Source organism: Pelosinus fermentans DSM 17108, from assembly GCF_000271485.2.
Taxonomy (GTDB): domain Bacteria; phylum Bacillota; class Negativicutes; order DSM-13327; family DSM-13327; genus Pelosinus; species Pelosinus fermentans.
On the sequence record NZ_AKVN02000001.1, the window covers coordinates 4,688,721 to 4,711,039 of the forward strand.

Here is a 22,319-nt window from a genome sequence, read left to right on the forward strand (position 1 = left end):
AGCTCTTAAAATATACCTAAAATTCCTGTAACAGCGCCTAAGGCTATTAAGATACCCATTAGCTTAATAGGAGAAACACCCTTCTTGACCATCGAAAGAACAATTAAGGTTAATGCCAGCGGAATCAATCCTGGCATGAGTTTGTCAAGCAAATCGGTCTGTAAGTTAAATTTCACTTGACCTACATCGAAACTAATTAAGGTTTGCAGGGGAATAAACCGTCCTACCAGCCCTCCCATGACAAGAGTTCCTAAAATCGATGCACCTTCAATTACCTTATTAATCATGCCGCCTTCTAAAATTTGCTCCACTGCCTTCTTGCCATAGGTATAGCCATTCATCCACATGGTAAGTTGAATGGTAGTCATAATAGCGAATTGAGCAATTAAGAAGATAATGGGACCTGCAAGATTTTGATTATTGGTAATGCCAATGCAGATCGCAAGCATAATGGGAGTAATAATCCCTTGGGTTAATGTATCCCCAATGCCTGCTAAAGGTCCCATTAAACCGGTCTTAATCCCATTGAAAGCGCCATCAGTAATCGGCTTGCCATTGGCTTTTTCCTCTTCCATGGCAATGGTAATTCCATGAATCACAGCACCGCATATAGGCTCTGTATTAAAAAAGGATAAATGCCGCTGTACTGCTGCCTTGGCATCTTCTTTATCAGGATATAATTTTTCGATAACAGGCAGCATGGAATGGGCAAATGCAGTAGCTTGCATTCTTTCATAGTTATAATTGGATTGGGCGAACATGTACCATCGAAACCAAGATTTAAGCACATCATTCTTCGTTAATGTCTTTGCAGTTTGCATGCTAACTTACCTCCTTCATATTTATACGTTGACATCTTTTTTACCGGAATAGCGTATGGAAGTTACTGTCAGGGCTAACACAACACCCATAATGGCAATAATCAATATATCCTGTTTGAAATACACGGATAAAATAACACCTAAGACAAAAAACGGCATGGTAAAGGAATTGCCAATTAATTTCAAATTCATTGCGATACCCAAAGCAGGCAGCATGGCACCGATTACCGTAAACACATGCAGTACGCTAGGACTCATCACTCGCAGCATTCCTGATACAGCATCCGGTCCATAGAAGACTACCAAGGTGGCAGGAATAAAACTAACTAAGAATAGCAAAATCTGAGGGGGAAATACATTAATAAAGGCTAACCGCCTTAAATTGCCTTTTTCAATCTCTTTATCCGCCCAATGAACAAAAAAGGAATTCACCGTCATTTTAGCAATCCAAAGCACCGTTGCAATGGTTCCTAAGGGTACTGATATCGCCATGGCAGTAGCTACATCCAGGTTAGAAACTAAAGCAAGAGCCGTTCCAACGTATCCTGCAAAGGAAGGGTCACCCATTTGGGCACCACCGGCTGAAATAAAGCCTAAATAAATAACATTGATGCCCGCACCAATTAATGCCCCCTCTAAGGGCTGACCTAAAATGATGCCGGTAATAAATCCAGCTACCAACGGTCGATTAAAGGTAAAGAAACCAACATAGGTAAACCAGGGACTCCATGAAAGATAATAAAAAATACCGATTAACGCAGCCTGTAAAAAAGAGATGTGCATACTTTTTCCTCCTTTATTTTGCAAGCATCACATGCTTTGAAGATTAAATCATCGTTGCCATTGGCATTTTATTTGCATCAGGAACAATTTGTACAAAAACATCCACGCCAAGAGTCAATAATTCTTTAAATATCGCTTTTTCTTCTGCCGATATCGAAATGTTTCTGTAGAGCTGCTTTCTGCCCTGTGTTGCTCCCATACCGCCTAGATTTAAGTCGGCAATGTTAACTCCAGCCTTTATAAGATCAAGTACGGTTTTAGGCGTCTTAACTAAAATGATAACTCTTTCGCCAGTATCTTCTCCTGCTAGTGTTACAGCGGCATCCTCAGTATTAAAAATATCTACTTTAATAGAAGATGGGGCCGCCATCTTTAACACTTTTACCATAAATGAATCTTCGGCTACCTCATCATCCACGACAATAATTCGATCTGCTTTGGTGATTTTTGTCCAGGCTGTAATCACCTGCCCATGTATTAATCGGTCATCAATTCGAGTCAGAACAATATGTAACATAACATCCACCTCTTCTTACTTATTCGTTTCATCAAATATTTCAATCTCTTTAAAAAGTTCCCTGATTCCCGTGATACCTGTCTGGATACATACATTCGTTAACTCATCTAACTCATAGGACTCTCTCATACTAAAAGCCTCAATGATCATTGGTAAACTAAAACCGGCGATACACCTAAAATTACTGGTAATAGTGCTGCTCGCTTTGGCGGTATTATTATAGGGACTCGCGCCAAATAAATCAGCAAATACCAGCACCCCCATTCCTGTATCTAATGCTTGGATGGCTGCATTGACCTTCTCGCAAAACGCTTCAATGCTATCTCCGCGATAACATCCCAGCGCTAATGCTTTTTCCTGCTTCCCCAAAATTAATTGAGCAGTTTGTAAAGCTGCTTCGCCAAAATTTTCATGGGTTACTACTAAAATTCCAATCATTAAAATCCTCCTTTCTTTGTACTACGTATTAATGCAACTCCTATGCCAACTATGTGTCTCATTACCTGCCAGTCAGATAACAAACAGCCTATAGTCTATGAAAATAGGGGTTCGTTTGCTGCAATAAATTAATTTCAAATTTCGGATATCTTCCCTTCTTAGAATGTGTCTTAAAATGTGTCTTAATCGTAATTCATGGAATGTGTCTCAAAAAGCAAGACACATTCCATGATCATCGCGCTTCTGTCAATTGCGAATGCTCGCAATGACAGTAAATGATGCTCCCTAACAATTAAAAAGGAGCCTAAGAGTTCACCTTCCTCTTGGGCTCCTTTAAGCTTCTAATTCGATAGGATATTGAAATGTGCATCCATCATTTCAACGACATAGGCTAATTCAGTATTGGGAATTTCAATGCCAAATGCCTCTTCCACGATAATGAATGCATTTTTAATGGTTTTGAAAAGAGATTCCTTGGACTCCTTAATATGCAAAAAATTTGTATAGGGTAAAGGTTCATTCCTTATGATTCTTTCAATCATACAAGAACAATGAAATAAGAATTTGATCCTGATGCTTTCATCAATAGCTCCCTTACAGGTATCCGCAATCTTTTCTAATACTTCATTGAGTAATCTTGATGCTTTCCCTACATTTAAGAACGTGAGAATTTCTTCTAGCATAGCAATAGCACGCTCTTGATAGATAATGGGTGAGTAATCAAATTCAACCGGTGAGTTATCTACTTTTATTCTACCGCCAATTAACGGGCTCATTCCATTTACACTTTCCACCAGCATATCAAGGCTGATATTAGGTAACATCGCTTTTCTCGCTGCTTCGATCACCATAGGGGTACTCACCATTTTAACGACTCTTGTGGGTATGCCTGTTCGTTCTGAAATGATTTCGGAAAAAGTAGTAAGAGAGCCCATATCGACTAAAAGCAGCACGCCTCGTCCCTTATTGATTTTTTTCACCTTTTCAATTGCCTTGTCCAAAATTACTTCTACCTTCTCTTCCAAGGGCATGTCTATGGCATGAATACATTCATAACCTAGAAGGGTTTGGGCTACTTGAACCATATTGGTAGCTGTGGCATACCCATGAGTGATAACCAATACCTCAATATTTTCCTCACTCTTTTTTACATGCAGGGAGTATAGCAGCATAGCGGTAAAAGCGACTTCATCGTCAGGGATATGGATTCCCAATTTCTCTTCCAGCTTATTTTTAATCTTTTCGGCAACAGCAAATTCCTGCTGATGCTCTTCATATATTTTTTTGATATTGGGATGGATGGAGATCTGCCCTAAGCGCAGCCTTTCCACAAGAGTTTCCATATGCAGAGCTAGACTATATATTACTTTACTATCAAATAACAACCCCATAGCCTCTTTTGATTCTGCCAAGGATTCTTCAATGATTTTGACAATCTCCGGAGTAACGATTTTTGCCAGAACTTCTTTTTCTAATAACAGATTATGATCTTGGCTTACAGAAAAAGAATCGTGAAAGCGATTTTGAATCTGCTGATTCATGCGTTCTCTAATCTCATTAAGAGAAAGACCCTTTTCCAGAAATTTCTGCGCACTTCTAAGGATTACATCATAAAAATCCTCTTCGGTTTTATAATCGTCATACAAGAGCACGTTTTTTAGACTTGCATGTAAGTCTTCCTTTGCACCGTTAAATGTGATGGATTCGAAATCGTTTAAATTAAAGACCTTTGCTATTTCCTGTCTCTTATTATCAATGGTGAAAAATCCTTCTTTTAAGCGCTGTGAGAGCTGGGATAGTTTTATATGGACATCACTTTGCTGCTCAGTCACATATTCTACAAATGCATTGGCACACATAAGCTGGATATCATTTTTTAATTGTCCTATATTGCCTGGACATTTGTAGATCAACAATACTTTTAAAACCTCTTTTGATACGGTTACAGGTATTTTAATCTTGACAGACTCTTCTCTAAAAAACTGACAGATAAGAGTCATTCGTCCTTTCAATGACCGCTCTGCTAAACTAGGAAGCATAATAATTACCGGAATTCTTCTTAACAGGGTACCGAGGATCACTTCTTTAGGATCTTCAGTCGTAGCGGCAATGATCAGTATGTCAGCCTTACGGGTATTTTCCGATTCCCCTAAGCGACGATAACTGCCCCTATCCATCAGGGAAAACAGCATTTCCTGTCCTTCTGGCGGCAGACGATGAACTTCATCTAAAAACAAAATTCCTCCATTTGCTTGATCCACTAATCCTTTTTTCTCAATATCTGCGCCCGTAAAAGCGCCTTTTACATTGCCAAAAAGATGTGAAACTAACAGCTGGAGATTTTCCGCATAATCAGCACAATTAAATATGACATAAGGGGCATTGGCAGAAAATCGTCCTATCTCAATTGCATAACGATACATAATTTCCGCAAAAGTTGTTTTTCCGATTCCAGTAGGACCGATTAATAACGTATGTAATCCTTTCGGCGGATATAGAATTGCTGCCCGCGCCTGCTTTACCTGATTCTTTAAATCATCTTTAGAACCCACTATATTGGCAAAGATATCATCTTTCGGTTTGGCATGATTCTCTATTAAATAATGTAATTCATTTTTATTACAAGAAAATACTTCTTCTTTTTCATTACAAAGCAGCGATGTTTTAATTACTAGCTTTCTAAAATCAGTATCCTTTTTAATAATCGGATCTTTTATCATGATCTGTGCATTTGCTTCCAGCCAGATACGATCCAGATAACGCACAGGTTTACCTAAGATTTTAATAACCTTTCCCTCAGCCACAAGGTTATTTAATTCCGTGCTGACATTATTCCTGGTAATGTTAAGCTTCTCTGATAAAAGAGTTGTTTCAAAACCGACTTTTTCTAGTACTTTATACCTGCTAATATCAATCTCCTGAGTGAGCATTTTTAATTGTAGATAGACTTTCTCTTTTCTATGTATTTTATGTTCTAGACCATAAAATGTATCATCCTTTGACAATAGATCCCCCCCTTGCCCCTATCGTCTACAGTACTGTAAACGCATTAGAAATTATCTAAAAAAACAGATAATTCACATTCCCTGTATTCCACACATTTTCTCAAATCCCCTCTGTCCGGATTAAATCAATTATTTCACATTTGAGAAAATAATAGCTTTCACAAAAGGGACTGTCTTTCATTCTTTTGCATTTTGAGGCAGCCTCTGTAAATCCAACCTCTCTATTTTAATATAAAAATAAACCTTGACATCAAATTCCAGCAAAGTTTATAATTTGACTGAAATCAATTAATGAGGTGATGACCATGGCACGCCCTTCACAAGATCCCCAAATACGAATAGCCGAGATTCTGGATGCTGCCGAACCGTTATTTTATGCCAATGGCTATCATGAAACAGCAATCAGTGACATCGTAAAAAAAATGGGAGTTGCTCAAGGAACACTCTATTATTACTTTAAATCCAAAGAGGAAATATTAGAAGCACTGATCAATCGCCACATGTCCACGTTCACATCGGCATTTGAGCCGATCATTTATTCCGAAAACATTGCCCCGCCCCAAAAAATCGAATCCCTCTTACAGGCTGTATTCCATTCAACTCAATACAAAGAAGGATTATTATTTGGTTTTTTATATGATGACCGGACTTTACATCTCGTAGACAAATTGTCCCGTCAGGGTAAACAATTAATGGCACCTTTGCTGCTAAAAATTATCGAAGAAGGGAAGCAGCAAAACTATTTTCATGTTTCTCATCCCAAAGCAGCATTGAATTTGATTATGGCTATCATTGATTGCCTGATTGATGCAATTTATGAGAAATCACCTGACGGCCTGCTGACCTGCCAGTTTAAGCTTGCAGAAGAGCTCATGGCAAAAGCATTAGGGATGCAAGAAGGCACGATACATATCGTTATCAACGATTCAGAGCAATGAATATAAAAAACGCCATTCAGTCAATAACTGGATGGATGGTTTTTTTAGCTAATTAATTGACTGAAATCGATTAATTGGTTTTAATTAGACTAATTTCAACACCACGGACACATTCGTTAAGCAGCTTTTGCTGTGTGCTTTCATTGACGAGTATCATGAACCTATAATTAAGGAGGTATCGCAGATGTGTAATACGATCATTCATGGCATACCCGTTGAATCAGATCCTTCCTTATCAAGGGAAGAAATCAACAAGCTGGTTTACGAAGTCATTCAATCCTGGACCTGGGAAGGCAGAAAACTGGGAAAAGTCGAGATTATACGTGATGGACAATGGATGCAGGTCCACTCTTATGAACAACCTTTTATCCAGGTTGTCCCCATGAGAGCAACATTACAGGAGTGAATCAAGAGCCAAGAAAATAACCTGCTAACAGAACCTTAGCAGCTCGGGAGGTCAATCAAATATGAACCATAAAATTTTATTATCCCTCATCTTGCTTTTGTGTCTTTTGGTCAGCACAACAACAGCTTTCGCTGCCAAGCCTATCATCAACGCTGATAACACCTACTACGATGTAAATACCGGACTCTATATGCTACAAGGCAATGTGTACATTGAAGTTGCGAACCGCATTATAACGGCGGGTCAGGCAAAAGTCAGCCTCAGTTCACTGGAAGTCTGGGGATCAGACGGCATAACCCTTTCACAGGATCATATTTATCTTACAGCCGGCAGCGTTTACGTATATGGCCGTCAGAATAAAGCTATGCTTGACGGCGGCGTGACATTTAAACAGCCCAACTTAACGATAACTTCTGATACAGCCAACTTTAACTGGCGTACTAAACTGGGGATATTCAACGGGCAAGTACAGATTACTCAAGGTGATAACACCTGGTCAGCGGACTCCGTAACCTATAATATCGAAGCCAATACGCTGCAATAATCTCATCAGTCTGCTTTAACCTGCAGCGAAATAGTAGAATGCCGCATTCACACGAATTATCTGGTGGCGGTAATCTGGAATGATTTGCCCCCATGGAGGTTTATGATGAAAAAGTTAGTACTGCTGGTGCTCTGCTTTACACTATTATGGCATCCTTTTTTTGCCTACGCCACCCCAAAAGAAGATTATGAAGAAGCTTATAAACTATATGTTGCCGCCGGAGCCAGCGGAGCGGCTTATAGTGATCGGATCGGCGAGCTGGCCAACCGCTATTTAGCACAAAGCGGCTGGCAGATTGATCATTACGTCCAAACACAGGGTCATACCGGTGCCCGCTTCCTTATCGCAAAAAAAGATCATCCAGGTGGTGCTCCAGAGTATCTTCTTGCCATTGTTGGAACAGAAAACAACAAGGATCTAAAAACCAACCTAAAGGTTGAGAAAATTTATTTTGCAGGCAGCAACACCAACGAATTCACAGTCAATGCCAATAAAAAAGATGTGCCCAACACAGAACCTAAGGTACATAAAGGATTTAATGAATTTATACAAACCGTTCCGTCTGCCGTCTTGCGTAATCCCCGGCACTCCCGCCTCTCACTCCCTGATGTGCTCATGGCTGATAAAAACGCTAAACTGTATCTCACCGGTCATAGCTTAGGTGGTGCGGCGGCAACATTGATCGGAGCAAGGCTCCTCAGTATGGGAATAAATCCGGACCAAATTGAAGTGATTACGTTCGGCGCACCGGCCGTCGGCAATGCCGCGTTTGCCGCCAAATTCGAACCGATTCTTCACCTGACACGAATCGTCAATGCAGGCGATCCAGTAACTGGCGTCCTGCAAACCTTAATTGGCGGCTATCAGCAGTTTGGTCGAGAAATTAAATGGACCTCACCTGACACTCTAGATGATCCCCATAAGCTGGTCAGCTATGTCGATTCGGCAATAAAAAACTATTATGATAAGCGCAGCCAGGCTGTGGAGGCCGGAATGGAACTGCCCGTCGCGCCTGCTGCAAAACAGGCAGACTTCGGACGCGTCTACATTGCCTCACTCAAAAATAACCTTCCGCCTGTTTTGACAGCAGACTTTTGGTATATGCATGAAGCATTAAAGGATGAGTACCGGAAAATACTGCCAGACTATGTTATAGCTGATGCACAGGCAGCCCCAGATACATGGCGGGAAGGCGCCGTCGCCTCCGGTTGTCGATGGGCCATTATCTCAGAGGTAAGCGCTTTTCGTGTAAAACAAGAAAGAAGCACGTATTACATAACAGTAACCCAGGCTGTATATGATGTCACCACCGACACTGTCGTTGACACTGCCATTTTTTCAACTGGGACATACAACCTAACTCCCCTAGAAGCATTCATCCATGCTTTCAAAGGAATAAATATCCGGCAAAATAACTAGCTTTTAGCCACCATTAAGGCTGTTCCCCTGCGATATCCTCATCATCAGCTTTTGCAGCCATACTGTAATTACCTTGTGGTTATGTAGTGCCGAAGTACGAATTAATTCCTTATGTTTTTCTACGTCTATTAAAACTAGAAATAAGCAGTAATTTAGTAATTTCAATGCTAGGAATTGCCAAATTCAAGTTCTGTCCTTTGGTGTATCCACCAGTAGTTATACCTACTAATGACCCATATCTATCGAGTAATGCACCACCTGAACTACCAGGAGAAATAGGAGCAGTGATTTGAATAAAATTTTGATCATCAAAACTTCGGAAACCTGCAATTATACCATCGGAAATCGTATTCATGAGCCCAAGCGGACTACCAATCGCTACAATTTGTTGACCTCGTTTTAAACTATCGCTACTTTTGATAGGTATTGGTCGTGTTTTGCAATCGATTTGCAATAAGGCAAGGTCTTTTTGTCCATTGTTAGATATCACTGTATGTGTGATATACTCCGATTTATTATTTTCAAACAGGATTCCAAAGAAACTTCCATCCTCAATTACATGATAATTTGTCACAATGGTTCCATCTTCGTCAATGACTACGCCAGAGCCACTGCCACAATGTACGTGGTCATCATCGTAAACATTAATCATTACGATTGAATCAGACAACTTCGCCAATTCTTCATAGCTTTTTTCTATATGCTTCGTATGTATTATAGGTGCAGGATTCGGCGAAATAGTCTGTGATATATGTTTCGCAGGGAATCCTATTGTAACCCTACTTTCTTTTGGTTTTGGGAAGTCATAAATTTCAATTTTCATGTTATGTTCTATTAATTTCACATATGTATTGCGCAGGTCTATCCTATTAAATTCTTTATCATCTGTAGCGCTTATATATAAGGCATCACAACCTAGCATTGATAAGAATATAAAAAAATAAGCCTCATTCCGTCTTATTGCTCCCCAAAAAATGAACTTAGGTATAGAATTACTCTTCATCTCTCCAGAAAATAAACTACTCAAATAAGAATTTACCCACAAAATTAATGACAAGCCATAATTTCTTCTTATTGACTGGTTCTTGCTTTTTTCAATATCATCAAATAACTCTAATATTTTGGATAACGATCGTTTAATTGTCCAATTGACAGTGGTATTACTGATCTTAGTATCCCAAACAATACGATATAATTCTATATAGCTCCGTTTGCTATCATTTTCCCATTTTTCAAATTGATCCCAAATCGCTACTGCCTTTTCAATTTCTTCATTGGAATGAGAGCTAGTCAAACCTTGCTTTATGATAAGATATGGCTCAGAAGTTTTTTTCAAATTACATTCTAAGTCCCTTAATTCTTCCAAGTAATTTGTTGCATTGTCACAAATTCCAATATATCGATAACAATAGGTTGGGACAATGTGCCCTTTATTAAACTTTTTAATTCGCTCATTTCGTGATTTTAATATATCTTGCAAAGGATTCTGACTGTCTAATAAGAAAATTCCCTTTGCTTTTTCAGTAATAATCAAAATTCTACCCCCAGTTCCAGAAGTCCCACGGACGGCTCGTCCAATTTACCAGAATTTGCAACTCACGAGGGACGATTCCACCGAGTTTATCCCAGTTTCATCACTTGAGAAGCTCTCCCTTCAGCACTGTTACAGCTTTACCCCTAATCCGAACTCGGTCTCCTGCCGCAAGTAACTGTAGGAAACCGCCCCGTTTCGATGCTTGATAAGCAATAAACTCGTTTTTCTTCAACTTTGCCTGCCAATAAGGAGTTAGACGGCAATGAGCCGAACCTGTAACAGGGTCTTCATTGACACCAACAGCAGGAGCAAAAAAACGAGAAATAAAATCATAATTCTTTGATGCAGATAAAGCTGTCACAATTACTCCCCGGCAGGAAACCTGAATTAATCGACCAAAATCTGGTGCAGCCTCTTTTACTTCATCTTCTGACGATACTTCGATCAGATAATCGTCATCGCTGCGCCCAATAAAAATGGGCTTTACTCCCAAAGATTCCACTAATCCGCAAGGTGCTTCACAAGGAATTACAGTAGTGGCCGGAAAATCTAATTCAATTAAACCAGTATCCTCCTGATAGCTAGCTGTTAGCAAACCGCTTAAGGTGAAAAATCGAGCCTGTCTGTTTAATGGTAACAGTTTTTCCGTATACAGAATATGAGCACTCGCCAAAGTTGCGTGACCACAAAGTTTAACTTCATTCTTAGGTGTAAACCAACGAAGTTTATAACCGTCATTTTCCGGTATCAAAAACGCAGTTTCCGATAAGTTGTTTTCGTTAGCCACAGCCTGCAACCATTCATCATCTCTGATTTCTTCCAGTAAGCAGACAGCAGCTGGATTGCCTTTGTAAGGCTTATCGGTAAACGCATCAACCTGATAGATTGTTACTCCCATTTTGATTCTCCTCGTATTCAAAAATCACGGGGCCGATGGTTGCGCCCTTTTATATTTTATTTACCAGCAAAATAAAAACTCCTGCAAAGCTAATTTACTTTGCAGGAGTTTTTTCACCCTCAGTGAAACCTCAGCTGAGAGTCACTACCGTCCGAAATCCAGCTTCTCATATACTTTGAGGAAATGCGAACCGTAATATTTTTGTCACATTTATCAAGTATAATTAAAATCAATTTAGAAGAATTGGAGGGTCGACGTATTCCATCGTCCCAGATTTAAAACATTTTTCATTGATTACTTGTGGACTTCAAAGAAATATTAAATAGGAGTTTGATATTATAAAATGACAAATAACTTGATTATGGAGGTTTCATTGTGAAAAAGCCAATTCAAAATTTCCAAGTAAATGAACTGCAAATTCCGCAAAGCAATATTACAAAATTAAAAATTCGACAAGAATATTGTCAAAGAAATATTGTATTGCAAAAAATACATTCTTTTTTTACGAAGATAGACGCTTTAAACATTGAATATATTTCCCGCAGATGGTAATGATTGCATTGTCGCTCTAAACACCACCTCCAGATCTCCTTAAGTACAGGAATAAAGGCATATGAAGTCGAAGAAGAAAAAGCACATATTTTTGCAGCTAAATCTTAGCAGGTAAAATCGAAAATGATGAAGGTGTAGTTATGAATGGAGCAATCATACTTTTATGTCTAATCTGGGGAATGAATTGGGTGATAATGAAAGAAGCACTTCAAGTGTTTCCACCAGTGTTGTTTACCGCCTATCGTTTTGTTTTAGGGTCTATCGTGTTGCTTAGTATCGCCTATTTCAAAAAAATACCGATTCCACAACGCAAGGATTGGAAGTGGATTATTCTGGGAGGCATTTTGCAAACAGCCCTTTTTAATAGTGCCATTCAAATCGGCATGCAGTTCTTAAGTGCTGGACTTTCTTCGGTTTTATCTTATAGTATGCCTTTCTGGCTGGCAATCATGGCCCATTTTTTACTAGGTGAGAAATTGACCCTGAGAAAAATGGCTGGTATTACCATGGGCATCCTTGGACTGGTTGCTTTATTAAACGTAAGTGACGGCGGCGCCTGGTGGGCTATTTCTTTAACACTTGCAGGTGCCGTTGCTTGGGCATTCTCAAGTGTTCTTGTTAAATTAAAGTTGCAGCACTGTGATACCTTACAATATACAACATGGCAGATGGTAGTAGGAGCTATCCTATTGTCAATTTACTCGGCTTTGTTTGAGCATGGCATCGTACAGTGGGGTTTTAATGCAGTAGGGTATCTACTGTATAATGGCGTAATCGCCTCAGCATTGGCTTTTTTCCTCTGGACCTATATTTTATCAAATACTGAGGCTGGGAAGGCATCCATCTCAGTACTGGCTGTTCCAATTATCGGGGTGTTAGCCGGAGTAATTTTTCTTAATGAACCACTCTATTGGAATACCATTATGGGGATAGCATTAATTCTAGGTGGTATTTGGCTTGTCAATTGGCACAGGAAACCTCTTGAATCAAAAGGAACCTGATCCATTAAGGCTAGGATTGTTGGTGGAATGTTCCTGCCGCTTTGCCCACAATAAAGAGAAGATGCCATAAATGCTGGAACCAGAGAAGTTAAGGTGTGAACTGAAGTAGTAAACGCCTCTGGAAAAGCCTTTCAGGGAATTGCTGGCTTTTGTGATTGAGAACTTCAAACATTTTGCAACGATCCACCTCATTTATTCTTAATGAGGTGGATCGTTGTACGCTTTACCTGGCATATCAAGGGACTGTTACTAGATTAACTCCCTATTCTTTAAAAACTCTTCTACCTGGAAAAAACATTTAAAAGGCACATGTTCTGCTGCCTTTGCCTGTAACAGCGTAATTAATTTGCCTTTTGCAAAAGCAATATCGGCTAGTAGTGCTGCATTTACATCCGGTCTGCTATTGCCAGCGTAATATACTTTTTTATACTTTTGTTTTAAGCTCTGTACTACCTTTGCTTTATCCACACCATGTCTTCGTGAATAAAAAGGATGGTATGTATCTGGAGGCAGTAATGTAACGCCTTTGTTTTCGTATTTTCCTTCATTCGAGATAATTTCTATCTCCTGTATCCCCTTAAAAGCGAGTAAACGTTCTATATAATATCTGGTTCCTGCACTCAAAATAAGGAAATCACCACCAGCCGATTTTATGTATTCAATAAATGCTGGAATATACTCATCTATTTTTATACTCAGAATATCTTCACAGATTTCTTCTTTCGTTCTATTTATTGATTTAAATACAGTTGAAAGAAATTCCACATCTTCCATTTCGTTGCGTTTCCAGCTTGCGTGAAGCTCTTTCCCCCATTGCCCAAGATACTTCTCCATAATGATATGATAAAAATCTCTTTCACTCATGGTTCCATCAAAATCCGAGACAAAGATAAATTCTTTCAAAATGCATCCCTCCGCCCATATTATTTCTTCACGAGAAAAACCGCTGATTCAGGCTGCCTGCCAAAGTATTCTAAAACAAAAAAGCGCCAATATCGGTAGTGACCGCGTTAAGCGCTTAATGAGAGTAAAAATTCAACTATAGATTCAATGTTTCTATACTTTATAGTAATCCAGCATTTCCCCGATTTTCTTAACCGTTTCTTCCTTTACTTCAGTAACTGGTAATCTAGCGGGTCCAACTGGAATCCCTATCATTTCCATTGCTTTTTTCAAAATAGACGGAACAGTTCCCAGCTTTAGAACGGCACGCAATACTTCAATGTCCTGCTGTGCTTTTTCAGCCTTTTCCATATCTCCTTTTAAAAAGTTTTCATAAATAGAAACATCTATCGCTGTGATTAAGTTAGAAGTAGCGGCAATCGCTCCTGCAGCTCCAATTTTTAAAGCGCTCAAAATCAATGAGTCTGATCCGGATAATACAGAGAAGTCTTCATCTTTTGTGATTTGGATATACTTTTCAATATTTTCAAGCTTACCGCTGCTGTCTTTAATGGCTATGATATTTTTTATTTTTGCCAATTGACGTACGGTCTCAGGCTCTAGGTTTATACCAGTATTCTTTGGAATATTATATAGAACAATTGGTATTCTTACAGCTTCTGCAATTGCTTTATAGTGCTGAATGATTTCATTTTGTGAAGGAACTAAGAAATAGGGAGTAATCACTGATAAGGCATCAGCACCAAGTGCTTCCATCTTCTTTGACAGTTCCATTACTTCACTAGTACTGTTTCCGCCAGTACCAACATATACGGGTACTCGTTTGTTTACTTCATCAATAACGATCTTTGCAAAGGCAATTTTTTCATCATTGGTTAGTAAATGAAATTCTCCATTTGTACCAAGAATAAAAAGACCACTTACACCTGAATGGATTAATGTATTAACCAATTGTCTCGTTGCGTCGGCATTTATCCCCTGATTTTCATCAAAAGGAGTAACCATTGCTGTGATAATTCCTTTTACTTCCATAATAACTCTCCAATTCTCATGTTATTTTTCTAAAATTTTTAATAGATTATGGGTCGCTAAGTCAATGGTATTCATTTCTGCATTTACAGTTAATGAAGCAATGTGAGAACATAATATGAAGTTATCAAGTCTCAGTAACTTTTCATCCATTGATGGCGGCTCTTTAGAAAATACATCTGCAGCAGCTCCTGCGATCACGTTGTTAGTCAATGCATCATATAAATCCTCTTCATTGATTAAGCCACCTCGTGCAGTATTAATTAAATAGGCTGTGGACTTCATTAAGCCGAGTGCAGCTTTATTCATCAAATCATTATTTTCTTCCGTCAAAGGCATGTGCAGTGTGACAAAGTCACTTTCCTTTAAAACGTCTTCCAAACATTTCATCTCTATATTGTATTTTTCTTTCATGTCTTCTTTGCTGACAAAAGGATCATAACCAATAACCCTCATACCAATTCCTTGGGAGATCTTTGAAACTTCTTTACCGATGGCTCCTAACCCAAGAACTCCCACCGTCTTATTTTTTAATTCCAGACCAGAAGTTTTATTCCATTGACCAGCCTTTACTTCATTTACATTTTTGACAACATTACGGGCTAACAGAAAGAAGAAAGCAACTGCCAGTTCTGCCACAGAAGTAAAATTTGATCCAACGGCTCGAGCGATTTTGATCCCTAATCGATTAGCAGCTTCCACATCAATGTTATCGATCCCCACTCCAAATCGTGAGATTCCTTTTAATTTTTTTGCCCCTGTTAGCACATGTTCATCAACCGTATCTACCCCTAAAATGATTCCATCTACATCAGAAGATAGTTTGTAGAATTCTTCATAGGTATAGGGTTTGCCAGTAGTATTCACAATAACATCATAACCTTTTGATTTCATTCCCTCGATTGCCTTAGCTCCATATCTGGAAAATGAACGGGGCGTAATTAGAATCTTGCCCATTAGGATTCACCCTTTCTTTTTCCCAGAGATCCACCTGGATGCCATTTGATATATTGCTGATGGGATAACTTCTTAACACTTTGAAGTACTAGGCTTAATCCTTGCAGAACTAAAATTTCGGCGATGATTGATGCTCTCGGTGCCATATTTAATGAATCCCCTTCTTGTCCCACTCCTGCATATAAGAACACATCCCCATTTTTCGCAAGCCAGGAATCCGGATTACCGGATACCGCTATAATCTTTGCCCCATTATTCTTTAACGTTTGTATTGTCGCTTTTAATTCTTCTGTTTCTCCACTATTGGATATTGCAATAACAACATCACCAGAAACAACCTGACCAGCAGAACCATGCACAGCTTCCGTTCCGTGCAGTACATAGGTTGGCGTACCCGTAGAAGACAGTAGTGAAGCAATGTATCCAGCTACATGCCCTGGCTTTCCAATGCCTGTAATATGAACATGGCATTTCTTTTTTTCAGCATCAACAATTAAGTTTACTGCATCCTCATAAAAGCTGCGGTCTATTTTTTTTCGAATGTTTTCAAATTCAGTAAGGGATGTATTTAAAAAGTATTCTAATTCTTTATCGTAATTTTCACTTAGCATTTTTTATCTCCTCCCTTTTAAAAAATACCGATTGCTGAACCAGCTAAGCTGATTAAAATAAGAAATCCAACAATCTTAACATAGTTAGGACCTACTTTTATCAAGTAGAGATATACTCCTAATACAGCAACCAGAGGTAACAATTTAGGCGCAATCGTATCAATTACACTTTGAATTTCGAGAACTTTTACAGATGTAGTAATTGTCATTGGAGTTGTAAGTTTTACATAAGAAGCGGATAATGCTCCCATCATAAACATACCTACTACACCGGCACCAGTGATAACCTGTTGAATTTGACCAGACTGCAAAATATCAATAATTGATTTTTTACCAACGGTATATCCTTTATGATATAAGGTGTAGCCCATAACTCCTGTAAATACGGTCTGAATGATCAATGGAAGCAACGCGGCAATTGCTGAACCTGCCAGGGCAAAGGGAATGAAGATACCCATTAAAATTGGACGTAACGTTCCATAGTCAATGGTGTCCCCAATACCAGCAATGGGTCCCATCAAACCAGTTTTAATTCCTGTAATGACTTCTTCATTCACTTCTTCATCGTCTTCTTCAGTGTGAGATGCAGCTTTTTCTTCTAATGCAATGGCGATACCATTAATAACCGATCCCCAATTACATTGTGTGTTGTACATCGTTAAATGTCGTTGTAATGCCAAAGCTAAGTCTTCTTTATTTTTGTATAGTTTTTCTAATATTCCTGACATCGCTCCGCAGAAGGCCAATGCCTGCAAACGTTCATAGCTGTTAGACACCTCTGAATAAGCAAACCATCTGATCCATGATTTTGTAATATCGCCCTTCGTAAGTTTTTCGGGTTCTAAATTCACAACTTTCTGATTCATTATTAACCCTGCCTTTGCTGTGTATTTGGTTGAAAATGAGTGTAGATAGCTGCCATGCAAAATGCAAATATTGCGATTCCCACGATACTGATTCCTGTGTATGCTACAACGAAGAATCCAAGAATGAAAAAGGGAATAAAGTTCCTCTTACCGATAATAACCATTGTTAAAGCAAATCCTAGTGCTGGTAATATATTTCCCGCTACACCAAGTCCTTGTAATACCCAGTTGGGAACTGCTCCCATAAAACTTTGTACCGCATCAACACCATAGTAATTTGCTAAAAATGCCGGAATAAAACGGATAGGGAATACAAAGAGAAGCGGGTAGACAAATGCCAGCCTCCTTATGCCTTTTGCATCCCCTTCTTCTGCACGTTTATCTGCCACATGTACAAGTCCCGTAAATAATGTTCTTCTAAGCTCATCCAATAGAACTCCTAATAAACCAATTGGAACGGCAATGGCAACAGCTATTTCCGGACCAACATGTGCCTGAATTGCAATAGGAATCGCCACACAAGCTGCTAATGCTTCATCCGTTGGAATATTTCCTCCTGGAGCAATTGCACCAAGGTACATCATCTGTAAGGTAGCCCCCATAATTAATGCGGTTTGCATATCTCCAAAAATGAGTCCAATAAATACTGCCAATGATAATGGCTGCCGTATTAGCATTGAGAATCCATACCAAATTCGGTTTGTCGCTACATAATACAATAGACCAACCAATACTGCCTGGATAATCATTCGTTCATCTTCCTTTCCTGCATCATATTTTTTTAAGAATGTCCTCTAAACTTGCTGCCGTTTCCTCAGGGACGGTCTGGAAAAATATTTCTGTCCCAGCGTGACTTAATGTTTGAAGTTTTTCTGCATCTTCCTTGTTTAACGTGATCTGGCTATAAACAACTTTTCTTCCCGGACCAGCTCCCAGCCCTCCAATTTGTAATCGTTTCAGCGGAACCCCTTTTTCTGCTGTTTCCAAAGCAGTTGAAACTGTTTTAAAAAGAATTAATACACTTCCGTTGCCTAATTGGTTTTTCCCCCATAAAGCTGCTGCCTCATCTACCGACATCATTTCAACATTTACCCCTGGAGGAGCAGCCATCACATATACTTGGCTCATAAATGGATCTTTTGATAACTTGTTATCGATTACAACAATTCGATTTGCATTGGTCTGTTTTAACCAACGCGTAATTACTTGACCATGAATCAATCTAAAATCGACTCGCACCAGCTTAATTTCAGCCATAAAAGTTCCCTCCATCTCTCTTTTTACTTTATATTTTTTGCTTGCGGCAGGTCTGCCACACAGCATGCTTTCATTCCAACCTGCTGAACGGCTTCGGCTAATTCTCTGCCTGCTAACTCATTGCGCAGCAAATCTCCCTCAATGATCATTGAAATATTCACACCGCTGACTACATTGATGTCATAAACTCCTGATAATGCAATTGCTGCATTAAAAGGCGTGCCGCCAAATAAATCCGTTAATACCAGCACTCCCTTGGGCAGAGTATCTAACTTTACTTTAATCATCTCAATAAACTCTTCCGGAGACATCCCAGGTAACAGAGAGAAAGCTTGTACATTTGCCAAAGTCCCCATAATCATTTCAGCACTCTCGATGAATGCTTCTCCCAGATTGCCATGGGTTACTATTAAAATCCATGATTTTTCGTCCATACTTCTTTACCTCCTTTCTTTTGTCAAGTAATCTTACAACTATCGATTTCTTTTGATTTGTTAAAACTTTTCTTGCTTTATAGTAATGCAAAAGTTGTGCCAATTTACTATCTTCTTCGCTGATATTTGACAAAAAATAATAAAACAATTGATAAATGCAGGCTTTTAAGGCACTTTTTTTATCAATTGTTTTATTAATTTATTGCTTTATTATTTTTATTTTCTTGTGCGTCGATCTGTATCAATCAGATCAATGATATATCCAAGCTCTGTATCAGGAATTATCATACTAAAGGTATCCTCTGCAATCTGCAGTGATCTTTTCAGTGCATGATAGATATCTATATTCCCCTGAATACACATTGCAATATCTTCATAGGGCAGCGCTTCCTTCTTGATGACTCTTTCTATCATACATGTGCAGTGCATAAGGAAACATGCTTTTAAACGATCGGTTTTTTCGATGCGCAATATACTTACAATGTCATTTAAAGCCCTTTCCAGCACATCATAGGCTTTTTGAGGATTTAAGAAGCTTAAGGAATCCTCAATAATTTCCATTGTTATATTCGGAATCAATCTTTTCTTATAGATTCCAATTCGTCTGCCCTCAATCATGGTACTGATTCGTTCCAGCCCATTATGGATCACAATTTCATCTGTTGAAATATAAGGTATACCCATGATTTCGGGATTCAAGCTGCCCACAAATAAAAATATAGTATCTAATTTATCACGAGTTAAACTTTTGATCTTTTGCATTTTCATCGGTTGAACAATAATATTATGCTCAACGATGCCTGGAATCGAGTCTTTAATCAAGCTGGCAAGTTTTACAGCAGTTCCTTCTGATGTCATGCAGGTTGTAACAATCATTTTCGAGCTTATACCTGGCTTTGCAATTGTTAACTCTCTGGTAAGATTTATCCCTATATTAGGAGTTACATCTTGCAATTCTTCCCTAAGCTGAGCTAACGTCATACCAGACATCAAGCTCTTTCGAACTGCGTCTAACGCAATTGAAGTCGATACCATTTGAATTGTTACGATAGGAATACCCGTTCGTTCTTCAATAATCTTCCCAAAGGCTGCTAAAGATCCCATATCTACCAATAGTAAAACGCCTTTCCCCTGATCAACCCTTTTTACTAATTCCACTGCCTGATCCAAAACATCTTGAATTTTGTCGTCTAAAGCCATGTCAATTGCCCTACAGTGATTTGTGCTCAATAGAACATTGCAGACTTCAGCAATACTGGAGGCAGTACTGGTTCCATGGGCCATGAGGATAATACCGACTTTTTGGTTCATTTCTTCAGAATCAACGGCATAAAGGAACATGGCTATGAATCCTTCTTCCTCTTCGGGAATTTCCATATCCAAGGATTTTTCAATCTCTCTTCGAATGACCTTGGCGGCTTTATATTCTTCTGGATTGTTAATTGCAATCTTGTTTAAGCTTTCTTTTGTGTAGCTGAAATTTTCTGTTTTTCGTTTTGGCAGCGCATTGATATGCATCGCCAATGCAATAACTACTTTTTTACTTATTTTTTTCTTTAACATATCAGAAGCGATAGAAAGGGCATTTTCAATGACGGAATATACTCTGGGACTGACTACCTTAAAAAGCTTTTCATTTTCAGCTATCCTTTCATGAATATCTACCTTTTTTAAAAGCTGCTTTAAATATTTCTCAATAACCTGATTCATCTTCTTATTTATATTCTCTTGTGAGTACCCTCTTTTGGTATATAAATTATACTTTGCTGTTAATTCAGAATATACTTTATCTGAATCGTTATCGTTATCACTAAAAAAGTTTTTATTAGATTTGTTTTGAGGAAATTCGTAATACATTCTCTTGTCATCTTCCAGAAGCTCAAAAATTTCATCACGTTTTTCCTGACTGTATAAAAGCCCGTTGTACACATGCTCTGGAACTAATGGTATATCGATTTCGATAAATACTTTCCTGCGGGTTTTATATTCTAAGAATCCACGGGCACAGATTAGCTGTATATCACTTTTTAACTGCCCTATATTTCCCTTGCAATCATATAATAATAATGCCTTCAATACATCTTTATATACACGGATAGGCGCGTTGATCATTTCTGATTGAATCGAAAAGAAACTGCTGATTAATTCATAGCGTTCAGTCAAATACCTTTCAGATAACGAAGGTAATTTAATCACCATCGGAATTCTTCGTAAAAATGTTTTTAATAATACGGACTCTACATCTTCTGTAGTAGCTGCGATCAAAAGCACTTCCGCATTTCGCGTATTGCTTGTTTCTCCCACTCTGCGATATTTGTTTTTATCAATTAACAAAAACAGCATTTCCTGACCTTCTGGAGATAATCGATGTACCTCATCCAGTAATAATATACCGCCATTTGCTTTTTCAATTAATCCAGGATTATCTTTATCCGCTCCCGTAAAGGCACCTTTCATATGTCCAAACAACTGGGATAAGATCAATTGAGGATTATCTGCATATTCTGCACAGTTAAATATAATGAATTTCGCATCTTCTTTTAACGTACCAGATTCCAGTGCACACTGATACATAATTTCTGCAAAGGTAGTCTTGCCACTGCCAGTTGGACCAAGCAGCAGCGTATGCAATCCTCTTGGCGGGTAAAAGATAGCAGCCTTAGCCTGTTTAATCGGAACATCTAAGCTCATCTTAGAGCCAATAATTTGATCAAAAACATCTTGACTCTCGTTTTCCCTCTCCGTGGAATTAGGAGTGCTATGTATCAGTTCCCCTATGGAATCCACCTCTGTTTCTCTTATCGCCATATTGCCCCCGATTAAGCACTCAAGCCTTGCTTTGTCAAAAAAATAAACCGGATGCCCTTTTATTTTTATAACTTTTTTTTCCCTTACAAGCTTATTTAATTCTTTGCTGACGTTATTTCGGATAATACCAACAGTTTTACTGATCTGGTTTGTATCAAATCCAGAAAAGCCCTGCTCCAAGTTCTCAAAGCTAACTTTACTGCATAGCACTTTTAATGTTTCATATATGTTTTGCTTTCTTGTCATAGTTATAACTATTCCTTTCGCAAGCTCAAAGCACAATAAAACAAGTTAACCTTGAGCTTATTTTTTTTACAGCTATCTATTTTAAAGTACGGGCAGCTACAAATAATGATTCCGGTGAAAAAATAGTTACAGAATGATACAGCCAAGTAGAAAGGGATAATTGAAAGCAGAAAATTAAGTTTTTTATTACCATTTTCATATTTGAGATGTCTATTTTATAATATCATAGTCATTTACATGTTGCTTGATATCTGGAACATTTTTAAAGAATATGTCAAAGAGAGACATATTTCACCAGATCAAGGTGAATTATGTCTCTAAATTCTTCGAAAAAGATTGATTTTCCTGTATA

At 38.5% G+C, this 22,319-nt stretch carries 22 protein-coding genes; 6 read left to right on the top strand and 16 right to left on the bottom strand.

Annotated elements, in window-relative coordinates:
* Positions 1-5 precede the first annotated feature (5 nt).
* From FR7_RS21505 to FR7_RS21525, 5 genes are all read right to left on the bottom strand, one after another.
* Positions 6-821: a PTS system mannose/fructose/sorbose family transporter subunit IID gene (locus FR7_RS21505; protein WP_007932914.1), complete on the bottom strand. Its 816-nt coding sequence runs from the start codon at positions 819-821 to the stop codon at positions 6-8.
* Positions 822-842: 21 nt separating this feature from the next.
* The gene (locus FR7_RS21510) at positions 843-1,604 is read right to left on the bottom strand and encodes a PTS mannose/fructose/sorbose/N-acetylgalactosamine transporter subunit IIC (protein ID WP_007932916.1); all 762 of its coding nucleotides are present in this window, start codon (positions 1,602-1,604) and stop codon (positions 843-845) included.
* Between the two features lie 43 nt (positions 1,605-1,647).
* Positions 1,648-2,121 (bottom strand): PTS sugar transporter subunit IIB, encoded by a 474-nt coding sequence (locus FR7_RS21515; protein WP_007932917.1) that lies wholly within the window; start codon positions 2,119-2,121, stop codon positions 1,648-1,650.
* A 15-nt stretch (positions 2,122-2,136) separates the two neighbouring features.
* Positions 2,137-2,559: a PTS sugar transporter subunit IIA gene (locus tag FR7_RS21520; RefSeq protein WP_007932918.1), complete on the bottom strand. Its 423-nt coding sequence runs from the start codon at positions 2,557-2,559 to the stop codon at positions 2,137-2,139.
* A gap of 341 nt (positions 2,560-2,900) precedes the next feature.
* Positions 2,901-5,564 carry a sigma-54-dependent transcriptional regulator gene (locus tag FR7_RS21525; protein ID WP_007950770.1) on the bottom strand — a complete coding sequence of 888 codons (2,664 nt, stop codon included), beginning with the start codon at positions 5,562-5,564 and terminating at the stop codon, positions 2,901-2,903.
* A 305-nt stretch (positions 5,565-5,869) separates the two neighbouring features.
* Here FR7_RS21525 and FR7_RS21530 point away from each other — a divergent pair, with 305 nt between their 5' ends.
* The 4 genes from FR7_RS21530 to FR7_RS21545 all read left to right on the top strand — a co-directional run bounded on the left by FR7_RS21530 (position 5,870) and on the right by FR7_RS21545 (position 8,871).
* The gene (locus tag FR7_RS21530; protein WP_007932920.1) at positions 5,870-6,502 is read left to right on the top strand and encodes a TetR/AcrR family transcriptional regulator; all 633 of its coding nucleotides are present in this window, start codon (positions 5,870-5,872) and stop codon (positions 6,500-6,502) included.
* Between the two features lie 184 nt (positions 6,503-6,686).
* Positions 6,687-6,908 (top strand): hypothetical protein, encoded by a 222-nt coding sequence (locus FR7_RS21535; protein ID WP_007932922.1) that lies wholly within the window; start codon positions 6,687-6,689, stop codon positions 6,906-6,908.
* Positions 6,909-6,969: 61 nt separating this feature from the next.
* Entirely contained in the window at positions 6,970-7,452 is a 483-nt protein-coding gene (locus tag FR7_RS21540) for an LptA/OstA family protein (RefSeq protein WP_007950782.1), read from the top strand.
* 105 nt (positions 7,453-7,557) lie between these two features.
* Positions 7,558-8,871 (top strand): lipase family protein, encoded by a 1,314-nt coding sequence (locus FR7_RS21545; RefSeq protein ID WP_007950784.1) that lies wholly within the window; start codon positions 7,558-7,560, stop codon positions 8,869-8,871.
* A 109-nt stretch (positions 8,872-8,980) separates the two neighbouring features.
* On the opposite strand, the gene FR7_RS21550 is transcribed toward FR7_RS21545, so the two are convergent.
* Together FR7_RS21550 and FR7_RS21555 are read right to left on the bottom strand one after the other, a co-directional pair.
* Positions 8,981-10,405, bottom strand: coding sequence for a YceG family protein (locus FR7_RS21550; RefSeq protein WP_007950786.1), 1,425 nt, complete (start codon positions 10,403-10,405; stop codon positions 8,981-8,983).
* Between the two features lie 100 nt (positions 10,406-10,505).
* Positions 10,506-11,303: a PhzF family phenazine biosynthesis protein gene (locus FR7_RS21555; RefSeq protein WP_007950788.1), complete on the bottom strand. Its 798-nt coding sequence runs from the start codon at positions 11,301-11,303 to the stop codon at positions 10,506-10,508.
* Positions 11,304-11,678: 375 nt separating this feature from the next.
* On the opposite strand from FR7_RS21555, the gene FR7_RS24005 reads away from it, so the two are divergent.
* Both FR7_RS24005 and FR7_RS21560 read left to right on the top strand, forming a co-directional pair.
* Positions 11,679-11,855, top strand: coding sequence for a hypothetical protein (locus FR7_RS24005; RefSeq protein WP_007950789.1), 177 nt, complete (start codon positions 11,679-11,681; stop codon positions 11,853-11,855).
* 140 nt (positions 11,856-11,995) lie between these two features.
* Positions 11,996-12,856 carry a DMT family transporter gene (locus FR7_RS21560; protein ID WP_007950791.1) on the top strand — a complete coding sequence of 287 codons (861 nt, stop codon included), beginning with the start codon at positions 11,996-11,998 and terminating at the stop codon, positions 12,854-12,856.
* 249 nt (positions 12,857-13,105) lie between these two features.
* Here FR7_RS21560 and FR7_RS21565 read toward each other — a convergent pair whose 3' ends face one another.
* The 9 genes from FR7_RS21565 to FR7_RS21605 all read right to left on the bottom strand — a co-directional run bounded on the left by FR7_RS21565 (position 13,106) and on the right by FR7_RS21605 (position 21,967).
* Positions 13,106-13,759, bottom strand: a complete 654-nt coding sequence (locus FR7_RS21565) for an MtnX-like HAD-IB family phosphatase (RefSeq protein ID WP_007950792.1) — start codon at positions 13,757-13,759, stop codon at positions 13,106-13,108.
* Positions 13,760-13,912: 153 nt separating this feature from the next.
* The gene (dapA, locus tag FR7_RS21570) at positions 13,913-14,791 is read right to left on the bottom strand and encodes a 4-hydroxy-tetrahydrodipicolinate synthase (protein WP_007950794.1); all 879 of its coding nucleotides are present in this window, start codon (positions 14,789-14,791) and stop codon (positions 13,913-13,915) included.
* A gap of 21 nt (positions 14,792-14,812) precedes the next feature.
* Positions 14,813-15,745, bottom strand: coding sequence for a phosphoglycerate dehydrogenase (locus tag FR7_RS21575; protein WP_007950796.1), 933 nt, complete (start codon positions 15,743-15,745; stop codon positions 14,813-14,815).
* Complete coding sequence (locus tag FR7_RS21580; protein ID WP_007932941.1) at positions 15,745-16,356, bottom strand: KpsF/GutQ family sugar-phosphate isomerase; 612 nt, start codon at positions 16,354-16,356, stop codon at positions 15,745-15,747. Before FR7_RS21580 ends, FR7_RS21575 begins: the two co-directional genes overlap by 1 nt.
* A gap of 17 nt (positions 16,357-16,373) precedes the next feature.
* Positions 16,374-17,222, bottom strand: coding sequence for a PTS system mannose/fructose/sorbose family transporter subunit IID (locus FR7_RS21585; RefSeq protein ID WP_007932943.1), 849 nt, complete (start codon positions 17,220-17,222; stop codon positions 16,374-16,376).
* A gap of 2 nt (positions 17,223-17,224) precedes the next feature.
* Positions 17,225-17,971 carry a PTS mannose/fructose/sorbose/N-acetylgalactosamine transporter subunit IIC gene (locus tag FR7_RS21590; RefSeq protein ID WP_007932945.1) on the bottom strand — a complete coding sequence of 249 codons (747 nt, stop codon included), beginning with the start codon at positions 17,969-17,971 and terminating at the stop codon, positions 17,225-17,227.
* 22 nt (positions 17,972-17,993) lie between these two features.
* The gene (locus FR7_RS21595) at positions 17,994-18,479 is read right to left on the bottom strand and encodes a PTS sugar transporter subunit IIB (RefSeq protein WP_007932946.1); all 486 of its coding nucleotides are present in this window, start codon (positions 18,477-18,479) and stop codon (positions 17,994-17,996) included.
* 23 nt (positions 18,480-18,502) lie between these two features.
* The gene (locus tag FR7_RS21600; protein ID WP_007932948.1) at positions 18,503-18,913 is read right to left on the bottom strand and encodes a PTS sugar transporter subunit IIA; all 411 of its coding nucleotides are present in this window, start codon (positions 18,911-18,913) and stop codon (positions 18,503-18,505) included.
* A 216-nt stretch (positions 18,914-19,129) separates the two neighbouring features.
* Entirely contained in the window at positions 19,130-21,967 is a 2,838-nt protein-coding gene (locus FR7_RS21605) for a sigma-54-dependent transcriptional regulator (RefSeq protein WP_007950799.1), read from the bottom strand.
* Positions 21,968-22,319 lie beyond the last annotated feature (352 nt).